This is a genomic window from Streptomyces sp. MnatMP-M17, assembly GCF_900091995.1.
Classification (GTDB): Bacteria; Actinomycetota; Actinomycetes; order Streptomycetales; family Streptomycetaceae; genus Streptomyces.
Map to the genome: position 1 here is coordinate 1 of NZ_FMDK01000272.1, position 16,927 is coordinate 16,927.

General features: G+C 68.7%; 14 protein-coding genes and 2 pseudogenes. 10 read left to right on the top strand and 6 right to left on the bottom strand.

Features of this window, described 5'->3' with window-relative positions; genetic code table 11:
* Nucleotides 1–615: pseudogene (locus tag GA0115259_RS12940) on the bottom strand (hypothetical protein); the annotation flags it as partial.
* Nucleotides 616–937: 322 nt separating this feature from the next.
* Here GA0115259_RS12940 and GA0115259_RS12945 point away from each other — a divergent pair.
* The 5 genes from GA0115259_RS12945 to GA0115259_RS12960 all read left to right on the top strand — a co-directional run bounded on the left by GA0115259_RS12945 (nucleotide 938) and on the right by GA0115259_RS12960 (nucleotide 6,025).
* Nucleotides 938–1,834: a helix-turn-helix transcriptional regulator gene (locus tag GA0115259_RS12945; protein WP_093595418.1), complete on the top strand. Its 897-nt coding sequence runs from the start codon at nucleotides 938–940 to the stop codon at nucleotides 1,832–1,834.
* Between the two features lie 105 nt (nucleotides 1,835–1,939).
* On the top strand, nucleotides 1,940–2,071 hold the full coding sequence (locus tag GA0115259_RS41735; RefSeq protein ID WP_256097985.1) for a hypothetical protein: 132 nt from the start codon (nucleotides 1,940–1,942) through the stop codon (nucleotides 2,069–2,071).
* A 6-nt stretch (nucleotides 2,072–2,077) separates the two neighbouring features.
* Entirely contained in the window at nucleotides 2,078–2,272 is a 195-nt protein-coding gene (locus GA0115259_RS41740; RefSeq protein WP_256097986.1) for a CU044_2847 family protein, read from the top strand.
* Nucleotides 2,273–2,366: 94 nt separating this feature from the next.
* Nucleotides 2,367–4,622, top strand: a complete 2,256-nt coding sequence (locus tag GA0115259_RS12955; protein WP_161230361.1) for a serine protease — start codon at nucleotides 2,367–2,369, stop codon at nucleotides 4,620–4,622.
* Nucleotides 4,623–4,633: 11 nt separating this feature from the next.
* Nucleotides 4,634–6,025, top strand: coding sequence for a WD40 repeat domain-containing protein (locus tag GA0115259_RS12960; RefSeq protein WP_161230362.1), 1,392 nt, complete (start codon nucleotides 4,634–4,636; stop codon nucleotides 6,023–6,025).
* Between the two features lie 6 nt (nucleotides 6,026–6,031).
* Here GA0115259_RS12960 and GA0115259_RS12965 read toward each other — a convergent pair whose 3' ends face one another.
* Complete coding sequence (locus tag GA0115259_RS12965) at nucleotides 6,032–7,303, bottom strand: MAB_1171c family putative transporter (protein WP_093595425.1); 1,272 nt, start codon at nucleotides 7,301–7,303, stop codon at nucleotides 6,032–6,034.
* Between the two features lie 6 nt (nucleotides 7,304–7,309).
* On the bottom strand, nucleotides 7,310–7,861 hold the full coding sequence (locus GA0115259_RS12970) for a hypothetical protein (protein ID WP_093595429.1): 552 nt from the start codon (nucleotides 7,859–7,861) through the stop codon (nucleotides 7,310–7,312).
* A 500-nt stretch (nucleotides 7,862–8,361) separates the two neighbouring features.
* On the opposite strand from GA0115259_RS12970, the gene GA0115259_RS12975 reads away from it, so the two are divergent.
* A complete protein-coding gene (locus GA0115259_RS12975) occupies nucleotides 8,362–9,042 on the top strand; it encodes a ScbR family autoregulator-binding transcription factor (protein ID WP_093595432.1) in 681 nt (226 codons plus the stop codon).
* Between the two features lie 224 nt (nucleotides 9,043–9,266).
* On the opposite strand, the pseudogene GA0115259_RS12980 reads toward GA0115259_RS12975, so the two are convergent.
* From GA0115259_RS12980 to GA0115259_RS12990, 3 genes and pseudogenes are all read right to left on the bottom strand, one after another.
* Nucleotides 9,267–10,190: pseudogene (locus GA0115259_RS12980) on the bottom strand (AraC family transcriptional regulator); the annotation flags it as partial.
* Nucleotides 10,191–10,509: 319 nt separating this feature from the next.
* Nucleotides 10,510–11,067 (bottom strand): Ku protein, encoded by a 558-nt coding sequence (locus tag GA0115259_RS12985; protein WP_256097987.1) that lies wholly within the window; start codon nucleotides 11,065–11,067, stop codon nucleotides 10,510–10,512.
* An 8-nt stretch (nucleotides 11,068–11,075) separates the two neighbouring features.
* Nucleotides 11,076–11,645 carry a hypothetical protein gene (locus GA0115259_RS12990; RefSeq protein ID WP_237539961.1) on the bottom strand — a complete coding sequence of 190 codons (570 nt, stop codon included), beginning with the start codon at nucleotides 11,643–11,645 and terminating at the stop codon, nucleotides 11,076–11,078.
* 1,055 nt (nucleotides 11,646–12,700) lie between these two features.
* Here GA0115259_RS12990 and GA0115259_RS12995 point away from each other — a divergent pair.
* The 4 genes from GA0115259_RS12995 (at nucleotide 12,701) to GA0115259_RS13010 (ending at nucleotide 16,745) form a co-directional block, all read left to right on the top strand.
* Nucleotides 12,701–13,264 carry a hypothetical protein gene (locus tag GA0115259_RS12995; RefSeq protein ID WP_093595438.1) on the top strand — a complete coding sequence of 188 codons (564 nt, stop codon included), beginning with the start codon at nucleotides 12,701–12,703 and terminating at the stop codon, nucleotides 13,262–13,264.
* Nucleotides 13,265–13,594: 330 nt separating this feature from the next.
* Entirely contained in the window at nucleotides 13,595–14,833 is a 1,239-nt protein-coding gene (locus GA0115259_RS13000) for a site-specific integrase (RefSeq protein ID WP_202449945.1), read from the top strand.
* Nucleotides 14,830–15,759 carry a tyrosine-type recombinase/integrase gene (locus GA0115259_RS13005; RefSeq protein WP_093595441.1) on the top strand — a complete coding sequence of 310 codons (930 nt, stop codon included), beginning with the start codon at nucleotides 14,830–14,832 and terminating at the stop codon, nucleotides 15,757–15,759. The genes GA0115259_RS13000 and GA0115259_RS13005 overlap by 4 nt, the downstream gene beginning before the upstream one ends.
* A complete protein-coding gene (locus GA0115259_RS13010; protein ID WP_093595444.1) occupies nucleotides 15,756–16,745 on the top strand; it encodes a tyrosine-type recombinase/integrase in 990 nt (329 codons plus the stop codon). Before GA0115259_RS13005 ends, GA0115259_RS13010 begins: the two co-directional genes overlap by 4 nt.
* The last annotated feature ends 182 nt before the right edge of the window (nucleotides 16,746–16,927 follow it).

Genomic DNA, 16,927 nt, shown 5'->3' on the forward strand with positions numbered 1-16,927 from the left:
AAGCCGGTGTCCGGAGGCGGAGGTGACATCGAGGGTGAAGGACGACTTCGTGCCCGGGGTGAGGGTCTTGCCCAGGTGCTTGATGTTGATCTTGTAGGGGCCGGCGAGGCGGTCCGCCTCGTTCATGTAGGCGGTGGCCTTCGTCTTCGCCGAGGGCGGGACGTTGGGGTAGGTGAGGCGCTCGAGGGCGCGCTCGCCGTCCGGCAGGGCGTAGGTGGTGCCCGCCTCAAGGTAGGAGTAGACGACGGCGTCGACGGCCGCGGCCTGGGCGTCACTGGCGGTCTGCCCGTACTTGGACAGTACGTACGCGGCGCGGGCGACGCTCTCGGGAGGAACGGTCTCACCGGTGGTCTGTGAGGTCCAGGTGGCGTGCTGCTCGACCGGGCCGTAACCGTCGGCTTCGCGGGGCCCGGCCAGTTCGGGATCCGCGCAGTACGCGAGGCGGTCCAGTCCGGGAAGGACGGAGCCGGGGACGCCGTACGCACCGATGTGGGAAGCGTCGGGGACTCCCTTGCTGTCGGGGATCAGGTATCCCGGCCCCCATTGGTCCGCCGCCTGCGCGCTCGGCGCGAGAAGGACGCTCGCGCCCAGCGCCACCGCCGTCGCAGCCACCATCGGACGCCGAAATCGGCGTCCGGCGTGCGCGGGTGACCGGGGTGGTGTCAAACTCATCGGTGCCTCCGTATCGGGGGTACCGCCGGATCCGGTCATCTGATGGCCTGAGAACCTTTGGCCAGATCTGGCGGATGTATGCATGGTGTGAACTGGGGTGCTGCTGGTTGGATGGCGACCCGGGGGAACGCCGCAGCAGAGGTTCAGGCAGAAAACGCCAGAACCTCGATAGGAGAAGCTACGTCATGTAACTTTGACTATCAAGCGGGTGGTAAGAGTCCGCCCAGCCTGATCCCCCCAGTTCAGACCTCATCAGGAGTGCAGGATGCCATCACGTCGATTCGACGGAAGCAGCCTCCGCGCCCTGCGCAGGAGCCGGGAGCTCCCTCAGCAGTGGCTAGCCGACAAGCTGGGCGTCACGCACGTAACGATCGCGGGCTGGGAGAACGGCAAGAGATTCCCGCCCTTCGACAGACTCCCGGCGATCGCCGAGGCCTTCGGACTGCCTCTGGACGAGCTCTTCCCCCGCGAGGGCAGGCCCGACCTCGCGGACCTGCGGTGCGATGCCGGCTACCCCCAGCAGGCGACCGGTGAACTGATCGGCGCGAAGAGCCATGTCCCGGTCAGCAACGCCGAGCGCGGCGTCCGGCGACTGGCTCCCGAGTACGTTCCCGCCCTCGCCAGGGCGTACGGGGTCAGCGAGGGGGACATCCTGGCAGCCCAGGACAGATCCTTCGGGCTCACGCCCCCGCCGGCCGATGTCTCGGCACGGGCCCCGCAGACGCTGGCTGAGAAGATCACCTATCTCCTGCTGCACACGTTCCCCAACTCCACTCCCCCGTCGGACGCCCAGATCGCCGACGCCATCAACGGGAAAATCGGGCGGCCGCTCCTCAGCACCGTCGCGGTGGCCGCCCTGCGCACCGGCACGCCCCCGCCGGCCGAGGTCCTCGCCGATATCCCGGAAACACCCGTCTACGAAGGACTCGCCGACACGCTCGGGGTCACACCGCTCTTCTTCCAGTCCAACGAAGCCGTGGAACGCCAAGTCCTCGAAGGAATCAGCCTCCTGGCAACGAACGGCGGCACCACCGACAGCGCCTTCTACGCGGTGGCCGCCCGCGGCGGCCACCGAGGCGTTTCTCCCAGCATGCTCGCAAGAGTCCGCGCTCTGGTCGCCGAGCTCCAGGAGAACCGGCACGCCGGCGGCAAACGGCCGTGATCACCTGCTAGTCGGCCCCGGGACCGTCGTGGTGACACGTGACGTGTCGTAGACTCTGTGCCCCCTGCAACCAGCCTATTTCGCAAGGGAGTTGAGGGGGACGAGATGCAGAGCTTTGCCAGGGTTCCGTTGGAGGGCGGGAGCAGCGTCCTGTTCGAGGTGTCCACGACACCGGACGGCCCGGTCAAGGCCGGACGTCTCACGGATGCGATCCACGACCTGCCCGGAAATCTCTGATCCGCCATCACCCCGGTCAGGGACGCTGCCCAGATGCTCCTGGACGAGCTTCGGCAGGCCAGCCCCGACGAGGTCGAGTTGGAGTTCGGTGTGAACCTCGCGACCAGTGCCGGAGCGGTCATCACCAAGGGAGAATTGGCCGGCCATCTGAAGGTGAGACTCCTGTGGAAGAAGGCCGAGACCGGGCAGAGCGCGCCGTGAGGGGGAGCCATGGCGACCACGTCAGCCACACCTTCAGGCCCGGATGACGGGCCGCGCCGAGCGGTCCCCGGTGCGGTCGTCCAGGTCCTCAGCGATGACGGGGGCGGGGTTCCTGGTCGGCGAAAGCACGGTGGTCACCTGTGCGCACGTGGTGCGCGCCGCCGGCGAGGGGCCCGGTGGTCCGGTGCGGCTCGCTTTTCCCAACGCGCGGAGTGCTCCCCAGGTGTGGGGACAGGTGGTCAGCGAGGGCTGGCGGGCTCCTGAAGCCGAGGACATCGCTGTCGTACGTCTGAGCGGCACTCCGCCGGGGGCGAGCGTCGTGGCGCTGGGATCGGCCGAGGGCTGCCGGGGACACGCGATCTCCTCCTACGGCTATCCGGCCCAGGCACCGCCTGGTGGCCACTTCGCCTACGGGACCGCCGGTGACGTGCTGCCGGACGCCGGCGGTTCGGGCTCGCTGCTCCAGTTGACCGGCGCGAACGATCTGACGACCGGATTCAGCGGTGGTCCGGTCGTGGACGAGGCCACCGGGCTGGTGGTCGGCATGGTCACCGCGATCAGTGCCCCGGACGGTCACCTCAGGGGCGCTGGGATCGCCTACGCCACACCGGCCGAGGTCCTGCGGGAGGTCTGGCCCGAGCTGGCCGAGCGTCAGGTGCGTCCTTACCGCGGTCTGGAGCCGTTCACCGCGGAGCACGAGGGATGGTTCGATGGCCGCGACGCCGCTGTGGAACGGGTGCTGGCGGCCCTGCGCGAGCGAGGGCGGGTGCTGTTGCTGCTGGGCCCCTCGCGTGCGGGCAAGTCCTCCCTGGTCAGGGCGGGCGTACTGCCCGCCTTGTCCGCAGGTGGGTTACCGGGCAGCGACCGGTGGATAGAGGTGATCGCCCGGCCGGGGAAGGATCTGCTGGCCGAGCTGGAGCATTCGGTGCTGCCCGGAGCCATGACCGACGGGATCGCCGCGGCGGTCGAGCGCAGACTCGCGGCCGAACCCGTCGGCTGTCGCCTGGTCGTGGTCATCGACCAGTTCGAGGAACTGCTCACCCAGTCCAACCCCGTCGACGAGCCGCCCGGCGGAGGCATCGCCGCTGCGGCGCAACTTACGGCGCTGATCGGCTCGTCGGCGGCAGTCAGCGTAATTCTGGTCATGCGGGACGACTTCTATCCGCGACTGGCGTCCCTGGCGCCCGCTCTGCTGGACGCTGCGGCACCCGGCCTGCTCAACGTACCCGCCGCCCTGAGCACGGGCGATCTGCACGCCATCATCTCCCGCCCCGCACAGTCCGCGGGAGCTCGCCTGGAGGCAGGGCTGCCCGAGCGGATCATCACCGATGTCCTGGCGGCAGATCCCACCGGAGCCGCCGTCCGGATGGCACCGGTCACCCTGCTGCCCCTCTTGGAGCTGACGCTGAGCCAGCTGTGGGAACGCCGCCGTGACGGCTTCCTCACTCACCAGGCGTATCAGCGAATCGGCGAGCTCGGCGGTGCCCTGGCCACCTGGTGCGACACCGCGATGGACCAACTCCCCCCTGAGTACCTGCCCACCGCCCGGCGGATCCTCACCGCCCTGGTACGGCCCGCCGACGACACCCGCGGGATTCCCGCCACCCGCCAGCAGGTGTCCCTGAGCACGCTGCGCGCCCTCGCGGCCGGCACCATGCCCGAGGATCCGTCGAGCGCCCGGACCGTCGACACCGTCCTCGCCGCCCTGACGGGCCACCGGATCATCACCACCAGCACCACGGCCGCCGCCAGTCCCGCGGGGGACACCCCGGGCGAGCCCACAGCCGAACTGATCCACGACGCCCTCATCCGCGACTGGGCGGAACTACGCGAGTGGGTCGCCGAGGACCACCGTTTCCAGGACTGGCTGCGCCGTGCCGGAGAACGGCACGCGCGCTGGACGGGGAGCGCGCATCCCGGCGATCTGCTGGACGGCACCGACCTCGCCGAGGGCACGGCCTGGTACCGGCAACGCGGACTGCCCGCCGAGATCACCGCGTTGCTGGTCGCCAGTCAAAAGCGCCAGCAGACCGCGGTCCGCCGGACCAGACGCGTCAACGCCGTCCTGATCTGTCTGCTCGTGATCGTCGTCATCGCCGCCGGGCTGGCCTTCGGACAGCGGCAAGAGGCCCTCGACGCACGGCGGGTCGCCGAATCCCGGATGCTTGCCGCCCAGTCCGCCACATTCCGCGACACCGACCCCGATCTGGCCTCCCTGCTGGCGGTCGAGGCATACCGGACGAGCCCCACCCCCGAGGCCGTCGACAGCGTGTACGCGGCCGTGCCGCCAGCCCAGAGACGTCTGAGCGGCCACACGAAGGATGTGCTGTCCGTGGCATTCGCACGGTGAGGCTGTGGGACGTGGCATCCGGCGTTCTCCTGCACATCCTCACCGGTCATACCGAGACCGCCGCCGCGGTGACGTTCAGTCCGGACGGCCGCACCCTCGCCACCGCGAGCACCGACGCGACGGTGCGACTGTGGGACGTCGACTCCGGGCGGACCGGCAGAACGCTCAACGCCGACAAATACAGCGCTCTGTCGGTGAGGTTCAGCCCGGACGGCCGTACGCTCGCCACCGCCGGTGGCGAGCGTTTCGTCAGGCTGTGGGACGCCTCCACCGGTCGGCTACGGGAGAACTTCACCGAAACCGGACCCACGAGGTCGCTCGCCTTCAGCCCCGACGGCCGCCCTGTCGCGACGGGCGGCATCGAGGGGTCGGTCCGGGTCTGGGATGTGACGACCGGCCGTACCAACGACATCCTGCCCCTCCAGCCCGGCGGTGTCCTGGCCGTGGCGTTCAGCCCGGACGGACGGACCATCGCCAGCTCCAACGGCCACAATGAGACCCTGAGCCTCTGGGACGTGGCCAGGGCCGAGAACCTGCAGCCCCTCACACCCGCCGACGGCGGCCCCGTCAGTGTGGCCGCGGTGGCTTTCCACAAGGACGGCCGCACCCTGGCAACCGGTGCGCACGACGGCACCGTACGGCTGTGGGACAGAGCTACCGGCCGTGTCCGGCGCACCCTCACCGGCCACACCGACTTCGTACGCTCGGCATCGTTCTCCCCGGACGGCCGCATCCTCGCCACCAGCAGCAACGACAGGACCGTACGACTGTGGAACGTGGCTGACGGAAGGAGTCTGCGCACTCTCACCAACCGCACCGAGGGCATCCTGTCCGCAGCCTTCAGCCCGGACGGCCGCACCCTCGCCACCGGCGGCATCGACCGGACCGTACGCCTTTGGGATTCCGACACAGGAAGGCTCGACGCCACTCTCACCGGCCACACGAGAGCAGTCTGGTCGGTGGCGTACAGCCCGGACGGGCGGACGCTGGCCAGCGCCGGTGACGACGGAACAGTCCGGCTATGGGACCCTGCACGCCGTACAGCCAGGACCACACTCCTCGGCGACACCGAGGGAGAAATGTCCGTCACGTTCAGCCCCGACGGCCGCACGCTCGTCGCCGGCGGCGCACCGACCGTACGCCTTTGGGACGCGGAGACCGGAACACTACTCGGTTCCCTCCATGCCCACACGCGCTGGGTGGGGGCAGTGACGTTCAGCCCAGATGGCCGCATCCTCGCCACCGGCAGCGACGACGGGACCATACGCCTGTGGAATCTGGACTTGTACCATCCCACCGAAGCGATCAACCGGATCTGCCGCACCGTCCGCCGCGACCTCACCCACGAGGAACGCACCACCTACCTGGCAAACCAGTCGTCCGATCCGGTGTGTTCGTCCTAAATCTCGTCAAAATGGCGTCGTCCGTCCGGCAGGCGGGCCCGGTGGCGGCCGGTGCGTGCGCTCGCGAGGCGGAGCCGCTGCCTTGAGAACGGCCGCGACCTCGTGTGACGTGATCCGTGCGTAGGCGTCCTGCACACGGCTCAGCCACGCCGCTTCCGCGTAACCGTCGGCGATCGGCTTGTCCGGCAGCCCAGGGGACGGCCTCATGAAGCGCGCGCCGCAGGCATGTGCGAGCAGCGAGGCCTTGATCCAGAGAGCCTCCGCCGCAGCCTGAGGGTCAGGATGTCCGGCAGTTGCCGCCTCGGTCTCGCCCAGCAGGGCAGGCGGCGCGAAATGGCGCAACTGGTCGACGGCGTCGGCGATGTCCTGGGTCCAGCGGTCCAGTCGTACCTCGACCGAGGACAGCCGGGTGACCTCGCGCAGCCGGGAGGCCGGCGGCCGGAAGGAAATGTCGGGGACTGCGGTCATCAGGTCCCGCCAGAGGGGATGGATCCGCCACAGGGTGCGCGCGTAGGTCCAGCGTGCGGTCGCCGAGTTCGCCGCGGGGATGCTCACACCCGCCACGAACACGAAGGACAGAAAGATCATGAGCGCCTCGGTCCCGGTCGCGGCCCGCTGCCCGGCGCGCTCACTCAACGGGACGGCAACTGCGATCCACATCAACGCCGTACGGGCCAGGGCGTAGAGAAACGCGAGCGCCATGGAGAGGGACATGAGCACCAGACCGCTGCGCAGCAGGCCCGTCTCGGCACGGCGTGCCGCGCTGGACCACTGGTAGCCGCAGACAGCCGACGCTCCGGCCAGGAATAGGTAGAAGACACCCTGGTAGGCCGTCGCCCCCCACTGCCCTGCGTGATCGGTGACGAAGTCGTCAGACGGCGTGCTGCGGTCCACCACGGTGAAGAAGAACACGGTCATCGCCGTGAGGGCGCCGGCCGCGGTTTGACCGGCGATCCTGGTGGCCCACCGGGAGACCACGAGGTGCCGGGGAGTCACCGTCCGGCTTGCCGTCCCGTAACTCGCGGCTACGAAGCCGAGGATCGCGAGGACGGCGGCGGTCCCTGCGTAGTGCCCGGCCAGGACGGATACGTCGGTGACAGGCGAATGGTTCAGCGCGTGTTCGACTGCGGGCGAGCGCAGCCAGAGTGCCGCGGCCGACGCGACGTAGCAGCCCCACAGCCGCCGGCCGCGCACGTCCCCGTACAGACCTGCGGGAAGACGCCACACCGTGAGCGCCGTCATGGCGGTCGCGGCGGCGTAGGCGAAGAAGCCGAGCATGGCGGCCTACATCCGTCCGCGCCGGAACGGGACAGTGGGGGAAGACAGCGATGCCTCAAGGAGACTGACCATGTCCGTCCCCGGCAGGGCCTGCTGCCGGGCGGCGCGCTTGATGAGCGAGGCGGACAGTTCGGCTTCCCGCTCCTCTTCGGTGTCGTACCGGGCACGGGCCTGGACAACGGCGTTCCCGCCCAGCGGCCGAAGGAGTTCGTCGCCTATGACAGCGGGAACGTAGCGCGCAGTCTCCTCCGCAGTAAGCGTCGTGCCGTGGCCGAGCCACTCGTGGCCGATCTCGTGGAGGATCGTATGGAGCGTCTGGTTGTAGGTCGGCCGCCGCCGGTAGCAGATAATCGTCCATTCCCCGGTCTGGACCCGCAGCCCGCAGGCGGTGCGCAGGTCGGTATCGCGGTCGCTGACCGGAAGCAGCCGGATACGGCGGCCTCTGACAGCCTCGATGTTGGCGATCAGCGCATCGACGCTGAACGGAACCGGCAGGGGCATATCGGCCAGGCGTCTCGCGCAGCGCTTCTCGAAGCGCCGCTCCTCGAATCTCCCCATCGTCTTCCCCCGAGCCCACCTGCTGTGCTGTCAACGGATGCGGAACTGCCAGGACCCGCCGGTCCCCGGCCCTGGAGCGGGTACCGCTACGCGCGTCACGCGCCCGGCCGAGATGGCCGCCGGGGAGATCCACGCGGGCGCCCGCTCGCGATGTGAGCCCCGCAAACCCAGGAGCCTGTTCCGCGAGACTGCGGCGTCTACGAGCCCAGGAAGAGGGCAATGCCGTATGGGCACGACCGGACCCGTCACCCGGACCGCGGGCATCGCCAGCAGCGGTCCCGGCTGATCGGCATACCCGATGCGGGGATGTGCCACGCCATGCTCCAGGTTCCGGGAGGTACGGGGCTCGGCAGGCGCCGGTGCCCAGCCCGCCGGCGCGCGCCGCCGGGGGCTGCTCACAGTACGTGCACGCCGGTATGTTTATCAATGGGATTGACCGGTGGCTTCCGACGGGGTGAAGCTGCCGTTCCAGCAGCCCCGATCGTGCGGAAGGGTTTTTTATGGCACAGCAGGAGCGCGCCGTCAGAACGCGCAGAGCGCTCCTCGAAGCCGCTGGTGCGGCCTTCGACGAGCACGGCTACGCCTCCACAACTCTCACCATGGTGTTCACGCGGGCCGGCCTCACCAAGGGGGCCTTCTACCATCATTTCAAGTCCAAGGAAGAACTCGCGCAGGCCCTCCTGGACGAACAGGTGAACCTCGGTGCCGTCGCCCCGCAGGTATGCAAGATCCAGGAAATCGTCGACATAACGTTTATGTTTTCTCATCGCCTCGTGGAGGATGCCCTGGTCAGGGGCAGCGCCAGGCTTTCAACCGATCAAGGGGCTCCTCCAGGAGTCGACCACAGCAGCCCGTACCGCCAGTGGCCTGAGGCCCTCATTCCTCTGCTGGAGACAGCCCGCGAGCAGGGGGAACTCCTTCCTACCGTAGAGCCGCGAGAAGCAGCTGAACTCATTGTCGGCGGGTATGCCGGCATCCAGATCATGTCCCGCGCGCTTACCGATCGGGCGGATCTCGGATACCGGCTCTCCACCTTGTGGAGCTACATCCTGGGCAGCATGGTCACCCCAGGAATGATCGCCAAGATCGACATCACGCCTGACCGGGGTGACCGCGTCGTGGAGGCTGCGCGCGCTTACAACTCAAGTCCAGGCACTGCGGAAACCGACCCTCCGGTCTGATCTCTGACTGTGCGTCACGTGTCGGGGACTGAGAGGCAAACTACGGAGGAGCCGCCGGGGGCCTCATGGCGAATCACCGGTAACGCTGCGGCCGCTCGCCGAACCGATGCTCGCGTGGGCCCGTGAGCCCGTACCCGGCGCGGAGCCTCTACCGATCGGATGCATAACCCCGGAGAACCCGAGAGGTCAGCGCGCCTGTGGTGCGGCGGGATGGTGGTGCCGGTGCGGTATTCCTGGGGGCTGACTCCCCGTACCCGTTTGAAGGCCGCGCTCAGCGCGAACGAGCTGCTGTAGCCGACCTTTCTGGCCACAGACTCGACTGTCGCATCCGTCCCGCGCAGCAGATCGGCGGCGAGCGCGAGCCTCCAGCCGGTGAGATACGCCATCGGGGGCTCCCCGACCAGCTCGGTGAAGCGGCGCGCGAGCCCGGCCCGGGACACTCCGCAGGCAGCGGCAAGTTCGGCGACCGTCCAAGGGCGGGCCGGTTCGCTCTGGATCAGCCGCAGGGCATTGCCGACGGCCGGGTCAGCTCTGGCGCGATACCAGCCGGGGGCCTCCGCGTCCGGCCGCGAGAACCACGCCCTCAGCACACCTATCAGCATCAGGTCCAGCACCCGGTCGAGCACCACGCTCTGCCCCGGCTCGTCCCGGGAGATCTCCTCGTCGAGGACCGTCATCAGAGGGCTGTTCGAGGCGCCAGCGGGGAGCTGGAGCAGGGGCGGCAGGGCGTCCAGCAGGCGTCTGCTGACCTCGCCGTCCATCTGGTACGTGCCGATGAGGACGGTCGTACCGCCGTCGGAGGCATTACCCCAGGTCCGTACGCCCAGCCGCATGGACTGGGCGAGCGGCTCGCCCTCCAGTGTGTGGCAGACACCGCCGGGCCCGATCAGCGCACGGGGCGCTGTCCCGGGGCTGTCAGCGGTGGTGTATGGCTCGGGGCCGCGGGCGACCGCCATGTCCCCGGGGCGCAGCAGCACCGGCTCCCCGCCGCCGTCCGGGACGATCCAGGCCTCGCCGTGGGTGACACACATCAGACAGAGCGGCGCCCGGTCCTCAATGCGCACCGACCACGGCGGCTCCATCACCATGCGCAGCAGAAACGCCCCCCGGGCCCGCGGTCCGTCCAGGAGTCCGGCGAGTACGTCCATGACCACCACCATAGAACGCTCGCGCGGTTACAGGTGCGAAGTCCCTTCTCTGCGGCCGTAAGCACAGCTGGAGCGCACATCGCTGTGCAACCTGCGCTCGCGGGGCCGGCCCCGCCCGTCCTCTTCGGAGCAGCGTTCCCTCCCCGGGTACGCATGCCAGGGCTATCAGCAAATGTCCTGTTCTGCAGTGTTTACAACGCGTGACGACCGAGCCACCTCTATGGACTCGTTCAGGGCCGCCATAAGATCTGTTACCTCTGCGCTCGGCCGCTCCGGCCCCTCCACGCTCGTGGCCCGCCAGCCTTCACCTTGGCACTGATCATTCGGTCAGCGCTTCGGTGTACGCGTCGGTGAAACCCTCAAGACCATCCGCTGATAGCGTGTCGGCCAGGACGAGTGCGGCGGACACCTCGCCGATGGAAAGCCTGCACTCGGCTGGCGCGAGGGCGGAGGCGGGGTGCACCTCGTCCGGTGCCAGCAGCCGGTGGAGCACCAGAGCGTTGCCCTGGACTCGCAGGAGCCCAATCTGCTCCCGGTTCCGCAGCACGAACTTCACCACCGCGTTTCTCTCGGCGCACTGCAGGGCCCGGACGAGGATCGCGTAGGGCCTGGCGGCAATGTCGCCGTCGGCGATGAGGTGGTAGGCCCGCCCCAGGCTCAGTGGCTCGACCGCGCCAGCTGGGCTGAAACCCGCGACTTCTATGGCACGGGTCGAGTCCAAGGGCAGAGCATCCAGCTCTGTGTCCGTGACCTCCACCAACGCGCCATCCGCAAGCTCGTAGGCACTGCCGGTCTTCTCCCAGCTCAGCGTCTGCCCGCAGACTTCGCACATCCTGCGGATGCGGACCCGCCCGCCGTTCTCCGGTTCACACTTCAGGACCCCGTCTACTTGACCGTGATGGACTCGATGATCTGCTTCAGCTCGCCCTCAGCGAGCTTCCCTCCGGCCGCGTCGATCCGTACCGCGTAGGACTTCTGGGCGGAGTCGAGGCCGGCGACGATCACGCCCTGGTACTGCGTGCCCTTCTCGGTGAAGGCGAAGTTGACGCGCCGGGCCTCCTCACCGCCGTCCGGCCCGGCGACCGTGATCTGCTCCTGCTTGCCGAGGGTCGAGCCGAGGGCGATGCCCGCCTCGGCGCCGATCGCCGCTTCCTCGGCCGAGTCGGCGTTGGTGAAGCCGAGCTGGACCGTGATGATCGCGACGGACTCGCCGCCTTCGGCGAGGGCGGCGGCAGCCGCGTTGTACTTGCTGCGCTCGGCGTCAGTCTGCCGGGTGAAGGCTGGCGGGTACGCGACCGTGACTGCGGGAGTCGTCAGTGTCCTCCAGCCGTCGGGGACGGCCCCGGCGCCCGTGCCCGTACCGCACCCGGCCGTCAGCAGCACGACAGCGGAGGCGGTTGAGGCGGAGATGACGGTGGCCAGGGCCGGCCACCGGGTCATGTTTTCGTTGATCATTACGAGCGTGCTCCTGTCGCTGCGGGGGTTCGCACAGTAGCTGCACGGGAGGGAAGCGGAGTCTGTGGAGGCGGTTCGGGTACCGCGCCACCGTTACGTCGAGCCGCCTGCGAACCGACGAAGCGGTCTCCCGCTGTCCAGACGATCCTCTGGAAGAGGCATGTAAGACCGGTGGCTGTCCGCTCGGCCCGCCCCGTATATCGAGGCCGCAGTGGTCCAACTCGGCGACGATCTTCTCTGGCCCGGATTGCAGCATCGAGTACGACGACGATGTGCCTGGGGAGTTGACTGCGTTCCTCGACCTGGACGGCAGTGGCCTTGAACCGGACAAGTCCTTGCCGCGTACCGCACTCCTGTGGAATCCATGGAATCCCCGCCTGAGATGGCTGTGTGACGGCAGGCTCTTGAAGGCGGTCCGTCCGGACACTTGCAGGACGGTGTGCTGGAGCCCACAGGCGGCGTTCCCGTCCCGTGCTGTCCCGACCACTCCACCCGCCGTGGCCGAGGTGATAAACGGTGTGGCCCCCTGGATCTGCCCACAAGACCGGCACGACAGCAGCACGCGGCCTGTCCTTTCCATCGCCGCCGGACGGACGGGATGACCCGAAAGCTCGCGTTCGGTTCGGCCGCTGCACCTGTGCCACGGTGTCAGCACAGGAGCGAGCGCGACGCAGTCGCCAGGGTGCGGTCGGCCAGTGAACGGGGCACAGTAACAGACCACTTGAAGGTGGCATCTCCGGCGGCGGCAGTCACCATCAGCGGCTCGCTGACACGATTTCCGGGGCAGTGGCAACCAACGTCGGGGCGTCGCCGAACACCGCCCGCCCTGCGTGCGGCTCGGGGATCGTCAGCACGGACACTGAGCGGTCGTCATCGCGTGATCAGCTCTCTTTCGGATGCGGCCAGGCGGAGCCGGGGCCGTGCGGCGCTGACTGGCGCGCGGCTCCAGTCGGCCGGGTGGACTCCGAGCCGACACGGCCCATGGACCCTCTGCAGCACCACGCGTGACCCTACGCTGTGTCGGCAAAGCGGCCACACGAGCGAAGGAGCGCACCATGAGCGATCACTGGGACACTCCCTCCCCTCAGGAAACTGAGCAGTACCGACGGGCCCTGCTCCGGGCCGCGACACAACTCCGCGAGGCACAAAGCCAGTGCGCCGAAGATGGGGCATCACCGGCGCTCATGGAGCAGATCCTGGGCAACCTGGATGCGTACGGTGCCGACGCGCTCTTCGATGTACTGGGGGTCCTGCTGGACCAGATTACCGAGCACGCGCCCGACTCAGTCCGGGATGCGGACGGCATCCCCGTACTCGACGGGATCCGCCGGCACCGCTACATCCCGGATGAGATGAAGGCTGCCGTGCTCGCGGACAACAGACGCCGGGGCATGCCCGTCCCGCCTGCTGCCGACCTCCAGGCCTACCTGGCCCGCGCTGCCCGGACCGGCGACCTCACACAGCAACTGCTCACCTTGCGCCACGCCCATCAGGCGGGAGCGGGATCCATCGAGTACACCTTGCTGCTCATGGCTCTCGGCCCAGACGAGCTTCAGCTCCGTGACATCCTCAACTATCTCCTCGCTGTATCCCGTCGCCTTGAGTGGACCGCCAGCTGATCTGGTCAGAAGGAAGCGTGTGAAAGAGCGCTCGACGCACTGCGCCGGTCCGCGCGGATCCTGTCCCGTACGGGGGATGTGGCGGGTACCGGGGTTCGGCTTCGTCGAGCGCCTCTGTGATGTCGAGGCGGGCCCTCCCTGTATTGCTCACGGTGTGCTGTTCGTTTCTTGTGCCCGGGGCGGTCGCGCGGCGCGGTGGCCGTTTTCGTCGTCGCGCCAGGTGCAGGCCTGGGTCTGGTTTCGAAAGCTTCAGCATAACTGGCGGCCTCTGCCCGAGGTGGCTCGTATCCCTGTCTGCGTAGGCGAGTTGCCTGCAGACAGGAGAAGATCATGGATGCGATCGGAGAGCGGCGCCGTGGGCCGGTGCCGTTGGTGGTGACGGGGCCGTTGGCTCCGTACGAGTCGCTGGTGCGTACGGAGTTGGTGTCTCGGAAGTACGCGGCGTCGTCGGTGAGGGACGCGGTGCTCATGATGCGGCGCCTGAGCCTGTGGATGGAACGGCGTGAGCTCGTCGCGGCCGGGCTGACGCCGGCGAGGGTGGAGGAGTTTCTGGCTTTCCGGCGGGCGGTGTGCTCCTCCGAGCCGGTGGCCCGGCGGTCGCTGGGGGCAGTGATCAAGGTGCTGCGGCACGTCAGCGCGGTTCCGGTTCCGGTTCCGGTCGAGGCCGGCGGCGACGCGGTCCAGGAGGTGCTGGCGGACTACGGTGCCTACCTGCGCGGGGAGCGGGGCTTGGCGGCCGAGTCGGTCCGCTGCTACTGCGGCCAGGCCCGCAAGTTCCTTGCTGCGCTGCCGGATCCGCTGGCCGACTCGCTGGCTCGGCTGGATGCCGCGCAGGTGACCGCGTTCATGGTGCGGCACACCGCGGACGCCGAGAGCGTGTGGTCGGCGAAAGCCCTGGTGACGGCGGTCCGTTCGCTGCTGCGCTACCTGCACGTGGACGGCCGGATCCCTGCATCGCTGACCGGGTCGGTCCCCGCGGTGGCGGGCTGGCGGCTCGATTCTCTGCCCCGTGGACTGGAACTACAGCAGGTGTCCGCGCTGCTGTCCGCACCGGACACGGAGACGTCGGCAGGACGTCGGGATCGGGCAGTGCTGACAGTGCTCGCCCGTCTCGGGCTGCGCGGCGCGGAAGCCGCCGCCCTCCAGCTGAGCGACATCGACTGGCACGCGGGCGAGATCGCCGTGCGGGGCAAGGGCTCCCGCGTCGAGCGGCTGCCGCTGACGGCGGAGGTCGGCGAAGTGCTCTCGGACTACCTGATGGAGGACCGTCCCCGGTGTTCGGCCACGGCTGTGTTTCTCACCGCCCGGGCTCCCTATCAGGCACTGACGGGAACCTGCATCCGGGCGATCATGGGGCGGGCCTGCGAGAGGGCCGGACTGCCACGGCTGGGAGCCCACCGGCTCCGCCATACTCTGGCCACCGCCATCCTGCGGGCCGGGGCCCCGCTGCCCGAAGTGGGCCAGGTACTCCGCCACCGCAGCCAGCTGAGCACCAGCATCTACGCAAAAGTCGACCATGAAGCCCTGCGGTCCCTGGCACAGGCGTGGCCGGGAGGCGGTGCCCGATGATCCCGCTTCGACAGCACGCGCAGGAGTACCTGGCCATGCGCCGACGGCTGGGATTCAAGCTGACCACCTTCGGCGAGAAGCTGATGAGCTTCATCGGCTACCTGGAGCACACAGGCGACACCATCCTGACCACCCGGGCCGCGCTCGCCTGGGCTACGGATACCCCTCGCAGCACCGATGAAGTGCACTGGAGCCGGCGGCTGATGGTTGTGAGGATCTTCGCCCGGCACCTGAAGACCCTGGAACCGGCGACCGAGATCCCGCCCGATGACGCCCTGCCGCACCACTACCGGCGCATCACCCCGCACCTGTTCACCCCCGCCGAGCTGGACCGCCTGCTCGCGGCGACGAGTGCCCTGAGTCCGGCCTTCCGGGCCCGCACCTGGCACACGTTCATCGGCCTGCTGGCCGTGAGCGGCCTGCGCACATCCGAAGCCTGCGGCCTGGACCGCACCGACGTCGACCTTGCTTGTGGTCTTCTCACCGTGAGGGAGACGAAGTTCGGCAAGTCGAGGCAGGTCCCGGTGCATACCAGCACCGTCATGGCACTGCGCAGGTATGCCCGGGAGCGGGATCTCCAGCGGCCCGCTCCGAGCACGGCTGCCTTCCTGGTCTCCACCCGCGGCACCCGGCTCGACTCCCACAACCTCCCGCGCACCTTCGTCCAACTGCTGTCCGCCGCCGGCATCACCGCAGGTGAGGGCCGCCGCAGGCCCCGTATGCACGATCTGAGACACACGTTCGCGACCACCACTTTGCTGGAGTGGTACCGCGACGGCGCGGACGTGCAGGCGAAGCTCCCGCTGCTGACCACCTACCTCGGTCACGCCGACCCGAAGTCCACGTACTGGTATCTCTCCGGCTCACCGGAACTCCTCTCCCTGGCCGCGGCCCGCCTGGAAAACAGCTTCGGAGGCCGGCCATGAGCGACCTCGCACCCCTGCTGCAAGGCTTCTTCACCGAGAAACTGATGCTCCAGCTCCAGGCCAGCCAGCACACCATCGCGGCCTACCGCGACACCTTCACCCTCCTGCTCGGCTTCGCCGAGCAGCGCACCGGCCGGCCGCCGGCCCGCTTGAGCATCGCCGACCTGGACGCCCCGACGATCGGCGCGTTCCTCCAGCATCTCGAAACCGTCCGCGGCAACACCGCGGCGACCCGCAACGTCCGTCTCGCCGCGATCCGTTCGTTCTTCCGCTACGCGGCCCTACGGGCGCCCGAGCACGCGGCGGTGATCCAGCGGGTGCTGGCGATCCCGCCCAAGCGCTTCGACCGGGCCATCGTCAACTACCTCACCACCACGGAGACCGACGCCCTGATCGCAGCCCCGGACCGCACTACTTGGACTGGACGGCGTGACCATGCCCTGCTCTTGACCGGCGTCCACACCGGACTGCGCGTCAGCGAGCTGACCCGGCTCACGCTCCAGGACGTCCATCTGGGCTCCGGTCCTCACCTGCGCTGCCACGGGAAGGGACGCAAGGACCGGTGCACCCCGCTGACCAGCAACACCGTCAAGGTACTCAAGATCTGGCTGAAGGAGCGGGGCGGCGAGCAGAACGATCCGCTGTTCCCGACCCGCCGCGGCACTCCGCTCAGCCGGGATGCTGTCGAGTCCCTCGTCGCCAAGCACACCCGGACCGCCGCAGTCGCCTGCCCGTCCCTGGCCGACAAGCACGTCACCCCGCACACCCTGCGGCACAGCACCGCAATGGCACTCCTTCACGCGGGAGTTGACGTCTCCGTGATCGCCCTTTGGCTCGGCCACGAATCAACTGAAACCACACAAATCTATCTGCACGCCGATATGAACATCAAAGAGCGTGCGCTCGCGCGCACAGCCCCCGCTGGCAGCACCCCCGGACGTTTCACCGCTCCGGACAACCTGCTGGCGTTCCTCAAGACGCTCTGAGACGGAGGCCACGGGTTATGCCGACCGTTCCGAGGCGGGCGCAGAGCTCACCATCCTGCCACCGCCACAGTCGGCATAACCCGGCACACGGCATAAGCGGACCTATGCCGAACTCGGCATAGGTCGGCATAGCGCACGTATCGCAGTCGCCGGTAGTCAGGATCGTTCGGATCCTGACTGGG